An 8,145-nucleotide genomic window follows, 5' to 3' on the forward strand; every position below is an offset into this window, starting at 1 on the left:
CGAACTCAAAAAGAGCTTCAAGGCGGCGGTCGACGACTATCTTGAGCTTTGTCGGAAATCCGGAAAGTCTTCGATCAAGTCATACAAGGGAACGTTCAATGTCAGGGTTCCACCGGACCTTCACAAGCGGGCTGTACGAAAATCGATCAGCGAGGGAATTTCGCTGAACCGGCTGGTTCGCCGGGCTCTCGAAAAAGAAGTCGGCAGGAACTAACGCCTTCACAATCGGGACTTCACGATTTTGATCCCGCTTCTTGACATTATAATACATGCCCCTCCTGCCATGGAGACGATGAGGCGGAAGTTTTCAAAGTATTCTGGAAAATTCGTTCTCCGGACCGGCCCCGACATGCACCAGGCTTTGTCGGTCCGGGCCATGATCGAAGGCGAAAGCCTCAACACCTACGTCGTCAAAGCCCTCAGGAAGAGTTTCTCCGATCCATAATCCCACTTTTTCCCTAAGACCGGGTCTATCCGGCGCTAGAAAGCGATGTCAAGCTATTCTTCCATTGCCTTTCTCCCCCCTTCCGGATTATGATTGTCCCTGCACGTCCTTGACATTCCCCGAACGAGTATTTATCCTTCTGTTCACGGTTTGCAAGAGCAAAAAACATGGACACGAATCGAGACGGGAGAACGGCCATGGCCAATGATACTGAACGGTTGTATGCCGTGCTGAGCGGCGATCTGGTTAAGTCATCAGGGCTAACGGCCGACCAGAGCCGGTCGGCGATGGCCCGAATTCGCGAACTTGCCAAGGAATTCGAAAGGGTGCAACAAGGCGCGACCATCGGTCAGGTGGATACCTTCCGCCACGACAGTTGGCAGTGGCTGCTGTCCAATCCTTATCTCTCGCTTCGGGCTGCTGTTTTCATGAGGGCCGGACTGAGGATGCTATCCGACAGCAAGACGAAGTTCGACACCCGCGTTGCCATCGGGATCGGGACGGCGGATTCGATCTCGAAACGCCGGATCTCCGACTCTCGCGGTCCCGCGTTTACCCGTTCAGGAAAGATTCTTGATTTCATGAAGGACAGCCGTCTGGCCTATGCAAGTGCTGACGAGTCCAATTCAGCGACAGGTTGCCTTGCGAGTGGCGTGGTGCCACTCCTGGACTGCATCGTGACGGACTGGACCCCGGCGGAGGCAAGGGCAGTCCATGCAGCTTTGATGGGTTTGACTCAGGAACAGACGGCATCGAAATGGCCGGTCGTAGAGGCAACAGGCAAGAAGCCCACCCGGCAGGCGATCGCCAAGGCTCTGGCGCGCGCGCATTGGGCCGTGGTGGAGAGTGTTTTGAAGTCGGTCGAAACGCCCCTAATGCAACCTTATGGGGTTGCTTCTAATGATAGCAACCTCCACAGGTTGCCTTACGGTAAAGCAACCTCCGTGGCGAGCTCGGCGAAGGGGGAGAAACAGTAACGATGACCAAGTGTTTTGCCCTTCTTCTCGCGGCCCATTTCATCGCGGACTTCATGCTGCAGCCCGATTGGCTGGCAAAACGCAAGCGGAATGTGTCATTCCTTGCGCTGCACGGTCTCATCCACGCGGCAACAGCCGCCATCGTTTTTCAGTCGTGGTCGTATTGGAAACTGCCGGCTGCGGTCTTCCTTGTCCATATCCTGATCGATGTCGTGAAAGTGCGCCGCCGGGATACGGCCGCGGGATTCGCGGTTGATCAGGCTGTGCACATTGCAGGACTTGGAGGAATCGTCTGGGCTTTGAAGGAGTACGCGGGATTGCCGGACTTCACGGGGATTGGGTTTCCGGCCATCATTGCCGTCGGCGGTTTTGTAGCGACAGTCCAGGGTGCGGGGTTCTTCGTTGGAAAGTTCGCCAAACGACTGCTCGAAGAAAACAAGATGGAGTTGGACGGCCTGATTGCCGGGGGCAAATGGATCGGACAGCTCGAACGGTTTTTGATCTTCGTTTTCATCTTCATCGGCCACCCTGCCGGCATCGGATTCCTCGTTGCCGCCAAATCCATTCTGCGGTTTGAAGAGGCGAAACAACAGAAACGCGCCGAATACGTGCTGATCGGAACGCTCTTGAGTTTCTCGCTGGCTATTGCGCTGGCCTCGGCGACGAAATGGGCCATGGGGTTGTGAACAAATCCCTCTCCAGCTCCCGCCTCCCAAAAATCCCCCTCAGCGCAACATAAACCCCTACTCAAACCTCCCAACTCTCACCTCTCCCCCTCCTTTCGCAGGCGGGATCAGGCGGCAGAATTCGATCCGGAGAAAACGGTCTTTCCTGAGCGCCTCGTCTCTCAGATGGTAGAAAAGTTCGGGAGTGCCTCCGCCCCTTTTATCCTCGCAGAACCCCAAGACAAGCTTCACGCGCTTTCGCGTGTTGATCCTGGTCCCCCTCGGCCCCTCCAGGGCGAATTTCACGGCCATCTTGTTCGCCTCCAGCCAGATCTGGTGCTCCAACCCTTGAAAAAATAGGTTTTCGAGCTCCGGCCGAGACGCGTCAGGACCCTTGATCTCGAAGGCGACCAGCGAACCATCACCGCGATCATAACCCAGGATGTCCAGCCTCTCGGTTTTCCAGGTGCCGGCTACGGTCGGGACCTCGTAGGAAAGCAACCCGGGGCGAATATCTTCACCCGATCTCGAAGGCAGATTCAGTCCTTCCGGCGAACTCATCTGTGCGCAAAGAGACCACTGGAGATAAGTTTCATCGATCCTCTTTTTCTTGGGCTTTCCGGGGACGTGGCCTGCCTTCCGGCCGGTCCAGTTCTGGAGATCCGAATTTCAGGTTTGACCGGTACCGCGCCCTATGAAGAATTTCTGCCGGCAGGTCCTCAACCTTCATGCCCCTGGATTCGATAAAGGCAAGGAGATCGCCGACGGCCGATCCGCTCAGAGTCTTGTTTCCAAGCGCCCGCGCATACGTTTCTTTTTGCATCTATCCTCCTTTCACCCCATTCCACTTCAAGCAGCGCCTATAGAATTCTCTCAACGGCCCGACATCCGAATTCCGGCTCTCAAGATATTCGATCAGTCCTTCCCAGCTGATCTCGTTAATCTCCAGCCTTTCGAGAACCGGCAGGAACCATTCGGAAAACCAAGTGTCTTTCTTGCCTCCGTACTGGGCGACTCTTTTTGCCACGATCTCGCGCACATGACCTTTGACCAGGTATTTTGCGAATCTGCCTTCCTGAATCCGGCTCGCCGGAGCAACCACATGGAATCCGAGGGCATCGAAACCGCTCGCCTGTCGATCGGCGCGTTTCAACACCTCCGCGATACAGGCGATATTCCGTGCGGCTTGGTTGAAAAAAGGAGCATTCCTCACGCCTGGTGACAATCTGCTGGACATCTTCGCTTCGATAACAACGAAATGCCGGGAATCGGAGGCGAGGTTCAGGTTCGCTCTGTGGCCCTTTCCAATATTAAAATGCCCGATGACGCTGTCGGCATGTGTCCATGTTTCGGCGCACAAGTCCCTCCCGGTCTGACCGAGGAAGGCCGAGGGCAGGAGCGCTTCGGTATACCATCGGCATCCTTCCGGAATGGAAAGCGGGTGTTTGTCTTTTCGTTCGCCAAGCGACGCGAACCGATCCAGGACCAGCCTGAGCATCCAGCCTTCGTTGTAGAAATGCGTCGGCGGCATAACCGGCAATTCCGTATCACATCTTTCACATATCGCCTTGATCCTCTGGAAGATTGTGTCCATCATCATGGCAGAGTCTATCCGGCGCTTGAAAGAGATGTCAAGATATTCGGGAACCCGACCTCAAGGCCGCCGAGGAAGGGAGCAGCCTCAACCGTTTCGCCGGCTCGAAGCTCAGCTCCCCTCAAGGGATGAAGTCCGTCAGTTTGTCCCGCTCTATTCTAATCATTATTGGCGAATGATGGACATTGAAATCACGGCTTAACTTTTGTGCGGCAATTTCAACAACCATATTCAAGTATTTATCCCTTCGGATACCCTTGAACTCTGACTGGACATACCGAACAATTTCGCGGGCCTTCTCTTTAAACTTTATTGCGAGTTGTTCGGGAGGAACAAGAAAAAGCCCGGCGAAATTACTGGCTTGAGTTTCCAGAATCCTATAGTCTTCTTCACGAACGCCGGACAAATACTCCAAGTAAGATGCGATGTTTTCGATTCTGAACTGCCTGTACCATTCGGTATGAAGTATCATATGCCCAAGTTCATGGGCAATCGTGAATCGGTATTGAGGTTCCAAGTTCGAATAAAGATATTCGTCAACATACATCTTGCTAAAGTCGTTGGACATGAAGGCGTTGATTCCAAAGCCCTTGAATAGAGATGGGAACGGGATAATATTAATTTGATAGGCATTGTCCAGTAAAAACTCAACATCGATCGGAATATCCTTGTTAATCCCGCATTTATCCATATAATCCGCAACAATAATTCTAAGTTCATCATATGGGATAAAAGGCAGCCGCGTGGTTCCAGCCATGGGCTATGTCTTGCGGAGCTTTTCAACGAGCTCCGCAACTGCCTTTTCAGTCATCTTCTTGTTGCGGAAGGTTCGGAAAATCACGGGAAGGCTTTTGATAACTTCCTCGTCATTCAGAAATTCCTTGGGAATCCGGCCTCTTGAAGCCGCCGCCAGATCAAAAAATTGATACCAATCTGTAGTCCCCGTTTCAAGGCCGAGGCGAGACGCGTATTCATCAAGCTTTTCTCGCGACTCCGGAGGCGGCAACAGACCCCGTTCGAGTTTGCTGATGTTTCCCGGATCCAGATTGAACATTCGGCAAAATTCCCTGAGCGTATATCCTTTCTCTATCCGTTTCTGCTTGAAAAATTCTCCAAAGAGAGGCGTCGTCTTCATATCCATCCCCTTATTGATCATAATGTTGTTATTTATATACAACACCCCGCCTCCCTTGTCAAGATATCCTTCAACTATTAAGACGAGTTGCCTAAAGAATTCTTCTCAAGAACATCAATTCCGGTCATATTTCTTCCATTGCCTCCCGCCCCCCTTCCAGGCTACTATTGTTAGCGTAAAAGCAACTGATGAACGATCTCAAGCTTTCGGCTCTTTCGCGGCAGATTATCGCACAGCTTTCATCTTCGGACATCGGATCGTTCATCGACACCGCTCTCGACCCACCCTCCCCTTTTCGCGGCACAGGGGATATCAAGCTGATCGTTCTGGGTCAGGATCCGACGGTCCAGGATCCTAAATACCGGGAGGCCGTCCGAGTGACCCTGCTCCTGAACCAGCCGGGCAGGCTGAGAACCTATCTGCAGAAAGTCTGCGGAGGATTGGGGATCTCTCTCGATGAAAACGTCTATGCAACGAATCTCCTTAAGAATTTTTTCAAGGTTCCGCCGGACTCGCTCCGGAAAAAAGATCCGCAGTTCTTCCTAAAGGCGGCAGCACACTGGATTCCCCTCCTGCAGGAAGAGATCCGTGAATTCCCAAACGTTCCCGTTCTGCCGCTGGGCGAACCGGTTTTAAACTGCCTGGTTGAGAGCCCTCGCTGGATGCTGATCAGGGACTACTGGGGCTATGAAGGCCCGGGAAAATACGGCCTGAACTTCCGCCGCATCAAACCGTCGGAGAATATTCTGGGCCGGGTTATTTATCCATTCCCTCACATTCCGGGGCTGTCGCACAGAATCTACAGGAGCCGGATGGAAGCCTACGTTGCATTTATGAAAAAAGAAGCCGGGAAAGTTCTTGCTCACTCATAGAAAATACGGGATTTCAGCTTACCATTTCCATTGGTTTGGCTCGAGCTCGGGGAAACGACCGTCAAGGGCCTTCTGTCTCGGATCGAAGCCGACGGTGTATGTAAACATGGTTGCAAGTCTTGGCGGATTGTGTTGGGATTAATATGAGCGATCTTCGACCGGTCACCGGTAAATTGTATCCCGGGAAACACAAAGTTTTACGTGGTCGGAAAAGCTTCATGGTTGTTTTTGGTATGCCACCGAAAAGGCTGATGTGCGCCGGGTTGCCGACGGCTCCGGGAGTGTTTCGGGACGGTTCAAGCGAGAAACCCGGGATCAGTTTTTCGAACAGGCGGACCTTGGCGCCCTCAGGAAAGTTGTTTAAGATCGTGGGCGGTATTATAATTTCGACCGTAGGCTCTCGGCGCTGTAATACCTGTCGCCGATCGCATATCTTAAAAAGAGGGGGCTAAAATCCCGCTGAGATGTTAGCACAAATTGGCACTCAAACTGGTTCAAAAAATGAGGTGCATATCCACTTGCCTTACGCCGGACAGAGAAAGAGATGATCTGGGCCTCCATACTAGGACTGCTGGTTTTTATTGTGCTCGCGTTGTACATGCTGCCATCGCTACTGGCGTGGCAGCTCAAACATCCCCGTCGTGTAGCGATCACTTTCGTCAACGCCCTGTTTGGATGGGTTCTGCTGGTTTGGTTTGCACTGATTTTTTATCTGCAACTGGAGTTGCAAAATGAAACAACGTAAACGTGGACGTCCACGAGTAACCGGTATCACCCCACAATCGCCTTGCAGATACAAGGAGCGGCTGAGGCCGAGGAACTCATAAGGTTCTTTCAATGAAAAACAATAATGGCTGTAAACCGATCATCATCAACATCGACATGAGCGATGAGAGCGCCGACTGGCCCAAGTATACGGGGCTTTACAAAAACGGCTACTCTAGATCGGAGACAAGAGAAATTATGTGTCGTATTCGGAAGGGCGAGTTTGGCAGTTTGCATCAGGTACCGACGAAAGAATGAAGGCTCTACAATGAAAAAGACTAGAGAAGAGAGAGAAGGTAAACGAAAATTCGACAAAGCCTATGAGGGCTGCACCCGTATGAAAGACGGGAAGTATACTGATTGGGAATACTGGGCTCATGAAACTACAGAAGAATCGGATGCGCGATTTCTGAAAATTCATAATGAGATCGAAAAGAAAAGCCAACTGCTACAAGCGTTCCAGAGTCGGACAGCCCGAATCTCAGTAGGCGCCTCAACAGTGCGCGGTCGGGGGAATGCGGGGGTTGTTGCTGCTGCCCGCCGCCACCTTCGTCAACTTGACTTGAGCATGTTCGGTCAACCACAATTCTTCGATAACCTGAATGTGGCCACTATCGCTCTTCGCGATTCCTTACCCAGCGGTGCACGGCACTGGGGACTTGCACGAAAAGTGCTGAACATTTTTCTGCGTGACTGCCTTTACAACACATACCTTGATGCCGCCTTCGGCCTCAGCAAGAATCTAGCGTATTTTGAGATTCCGCTTGACGGCATTACTGCTGTGCATTTGAAACGTGCCGCCGGACGAGGAATGCTACCGGCGTGGCCTGGCGTGAAGCATCTGGCTGAACCGTTGAGTGTGAGATATCAGGAAGCCGCAACCGCTGAGGCGGGCAGGCGAGGCATCCCCCGCGTTCACCTGGATGCTATCTGGTGGTCGGTAAGCAGAGACGAAGTGGACGAGAAGTTTTAAGGCAAAAAACGAGCGGCGGCTCTCGGTTTTTTTGCAGCCTAGCATGTCATCCACGCGTTCAGGATGTTTTGTGAGACATGTGATAACAAGGATGCGATTTCGTTTTTCTCGACCCTGACAACGGGCTGGAGGTGAAGTCAAAGCCCTACGGACGAAAAGGCTCATCGAAATACTTGTACTGGAATGAAGTGAAAACTCTCTGGAACTCAGGAAAGTCGCTGTTGATTTATCAACACTTCATTCGGGAAAACCGACAGAAATTCATTCAACGGATGCTGAAGGCCTTGAAGCTCGCCTCCCCCGGATCATCTGTCGGCGCCTTCGTCACTCCTCACGTCGTTTTTCTTATGGCTCTGCAACCCAATCACAAAAAGCATTACAAGGCTATCGTCAGCATGGTCCAAGAAAAGTGGGGCGAACAAATCAGGTATTGGAAATATCTGGCCTCTGATTAAACCTCCCAACTCTCACCTCTCCACCTCCTTTCGCAGGCGAGATCAGGCGGCAGAATTCGATCCGGAGAAAGCGGTCTTTCCTGAGGGCTTCGGCTCTCAGATGGTAGAAAAGTTCGGGGACGCCTCCGCCCTTTTTGTCCTCGCAGAACCCCAAGACAAGCTTCACACGCTTTCGCGTGTTGATCCGGGTCCCCCTCGGCCCCTCCAGGGCGAATTTCACGGCCATCTTGTTCGCCTCCAGCCAGATCTGGTGCTCCAACCCTT

General features: G+C 52.4%; 13 protein-coding genes. 7 read left to right on the top strand and 6 right to left on the bottom strand.

What is annotated here, in order from left to right:
- From SCM96_15600 to SCM96_15615, 4 genes are all read left to right on the top strand, one after another.
- On the top strand, positions 1–214 hold a 214-nt coding region (locus SCM96_15600; GenBank protein ID MDW7762051.1), incomplete at its 5' end, for a type II toxin-antitoxin system HicB family antitoxin.
- Between the two features lie 78 nt (positions 215–292).
- A complete protein-coding gene (locus tag SCM96_15605; protein ID MDW7762052.1) occupies positions 293–445 on the top strand; it encodes a toxin-antitoxin system HicB family antitoxin in 153 nt (50 codons plus the stop codon).
- A gap of 197 nt (positions 446–642) precedes the next feature.
- Positions 643–1,422 (top strand): hypothetical protein, encoded by a 780-nt coding sequence (locus SCM96_15610; protein ID MDW7762053.1) that lies wholly within the window; start codon positions 643–645, stop codon positions 1,420–1,422.
- A 2-nt stretch (positions 1,423–1,424) separates the two neighbouring features.
- The gene (locus tag SCM96_15615) at positions 1,425–2,108 is read left to right on the top strand and encodes a DUF3307 domain-containing protein (protein MDW7762054.1); all 684 of its coding nucleotides are present in this window, start codon (positions 1,425–1,427) and stop codon (positions 2,106–2,108) included.
- A gap of 57 nt (positions 2,109–2,165) precedes the next feature.
- Here the strand turns inward: SCM96_15615 and SCM96_15620 are convergent, their stop codons facing one another.
- The 5 genes from SCM96_15620 to SCM96_15640 form a co-directional block, all read right to left on the bottom strand.
- Complete coding sequence (locus tag SCM96_15620) at positions 2,166–2,648, bottom strand: hypothetical protein (protein ID MDW7762055.1); 483 nt, start codon at positions 2,646–2,648, stop codon at positions 2,166–2,168.
- Between the two features lie 31 nt (positions 2,649–2,679).
- The gene (locus SCM96_15625; GenBank protein ID MDW7762056.1) at positions 2,680–2,910 is read right to left on the bottom strand and encodes a hypothetical protein; all 231 of its coding nucleotides are present in this window, start codon (positions 2,908–2,910) and stop codon (positions 2,680–2,682) included.
- Positions 2,911–3,447 (bottom strand): hypothetical protein, encoded by a 537-nt coding sequence (locus SCM96_15630; GenBank protein MDW7762057.1) that lies wholly within the window; start codon positions 3,445–3,447, stop codon positions 2,911–2,913.
- A gap of 355 nt (positions 3,448–3,802) precedes the next feature.
- Positions 3,803–4,438: an ImmA/IrrE family metallo-endopeptidase gene (locus SCM96_15635; GenBank protein ID MDW7762058.1), complete on the bottom strand. Its 636-nt coding sequence runs from the start codon at positions 4,436–4,438 to the stop codon at positions 3,803–3,805.
- 3 nt (positions 4,439–4,441) lie between these two features.
- On the bottom strand, positions 4,442–4,816 hold the full coding sequence (locus tag SCM96_15640) for a helix-turn-helix transcriptional regulator (protein ID MDW7762059.1): 375 nt from the start codon (positions 4,814–4,816) through the stop codon (positions 4,442–4,444).
- Between the two features lie 188 nt (positions 4,817–5,004).
- Between SCM96_15640 and SCM96_15645 the strand changes: the two genes are divergently transcribed.
- The 3 genes from SCM96_15645 to SCM96_15655 all read left to right on the top strand — a co-directional run bounded on the left by SCM96_15645 (position 5,005) and on the right by SCM96_15655 (position 7,426).
- Positions 5,005–5,688 (top strand): hypothetical protein, encoded by a 684-nt coding sequence (locus SCM96_15645; protein ID MDW7762060.1) that lies wholly within the window; start codon positions 5,005–5,007, stop codon positions 5,686–5,688.
- A gap of 544 nt (positions 5,689–6,232) precedes the next feature.
- The gene (locus SCM96_15650; protein ID MDW7762061.1) at positions 6,233–6,433 is read left to right on the top strand and encodes a superinfection immunity protein; all 201 of its coding nucleotides are present in this window, start codon (positions 6,233–6,235) and stop codon (positions 6,431–6,433) included.
- 288 nt (positions 6,434–6,721) lie between these two features.
- Positions 6,722–7,426, top strand: coding sequence for a hypothetical protein (locus SCM96_15655; protein MDW7762062.1), 705 nt, complete (start codon positions 6,722–6,724; stop codon positions 7,424–7,426).
- A gap of 423 nt (positions 7,427–7,849) precedes the next feature.
- Here the strand turns inward: SCM96_15655 and SCM96_15660 are convergent.
- The coding region (locus SCM96_15660) for a hypothetical protein (GenBank protein MDW7762063.1) at positions 7,850–8,145 on the bottom strand (296 nt) is incomplete at its 5' end.

The sequence above is a fragment of the Acidobacteriota bacterium genome (assembly GCA_033549365.1).
Classification (GTDB): Bacteria; Acidobacteriota; Aminicenantia; order Aminicenantales; family Saccharicenantaceae; genus JAWSUF01.

Excerpts from the sequence above, each read along its gene's own strand:
- SCM96_15605 (MDW7762052.1), top strand. The coding sequence starts at position 293 with ATGAGGCGGAAGTTTTCAAAGTATTCTGGAAAATTCGTTCTCCGGACC.
- SCM96_15610 (MDW7762053.1), top strand. The coding sequence starts at position 643 with ATGGCCAATGATACTGAACGGTTGTATGCCGTGCTGAGCGGCGATCTG.
- SCM96_15615 (MDW7762054.1), top strand. The coding sequence starts at position 1,425 with ATGACCAAGTGTTTTGCCCTTCTTCTCGCGGCCCATTTCATCGCGGAC.
- SCM96_15620 (MDW7762055.1), bottom strand. The coding sequence starts at position 2,648 with ATGAGTTCGCCGGAAGGACTGAATCTGCCTTCGAGATCGGGTGAAGAT.
- SCM96_15625 (MDW7762056.1), bottom strand. The coding sequence starts at position 2,910 with ATGCAAAAAGAAACGTATGCGCGGGCGCTTGGAAACAAGACTCTGAGC.
- SCM96_15635 (MDW7762058.1), bottom strand. The coding sequence starts at position 4,438 with ATGGCTGGAACCACGCGGCTGCCTTTTATCCCATATGATGAACTTAGA.
- SCM96_15640 (MDW7762059.1), bottom strand. The coding sequence starts at position 4,816 with ATGAAGACGACGCCTCTCTTTGGAGAATTTTTCAAGCAGAAACGGATA.
- SCM96_15645 (MDW7762060.1), top strand. The coding sequence starts at position 5,005 with ATGAACGATCTCAAGCTTTCGGCTCTTTCGCGGCAGATTATCGCACAG.
- SCM96_15650 (MDW7762061.1), top strand. The coding sequence starts at position 6,233 with ATGATCTGGGCCTCCATACTAGGACTGCTGGTTTTTATTGTGCTCGCG.
- SCM96_15655 (MDW7762062.1), top strand. The coding sequence starts at position 6,722 with ATGAAAAAGACTAGAGAAGAGAGAGAAGGTAAACGAAAATTCGACAAA.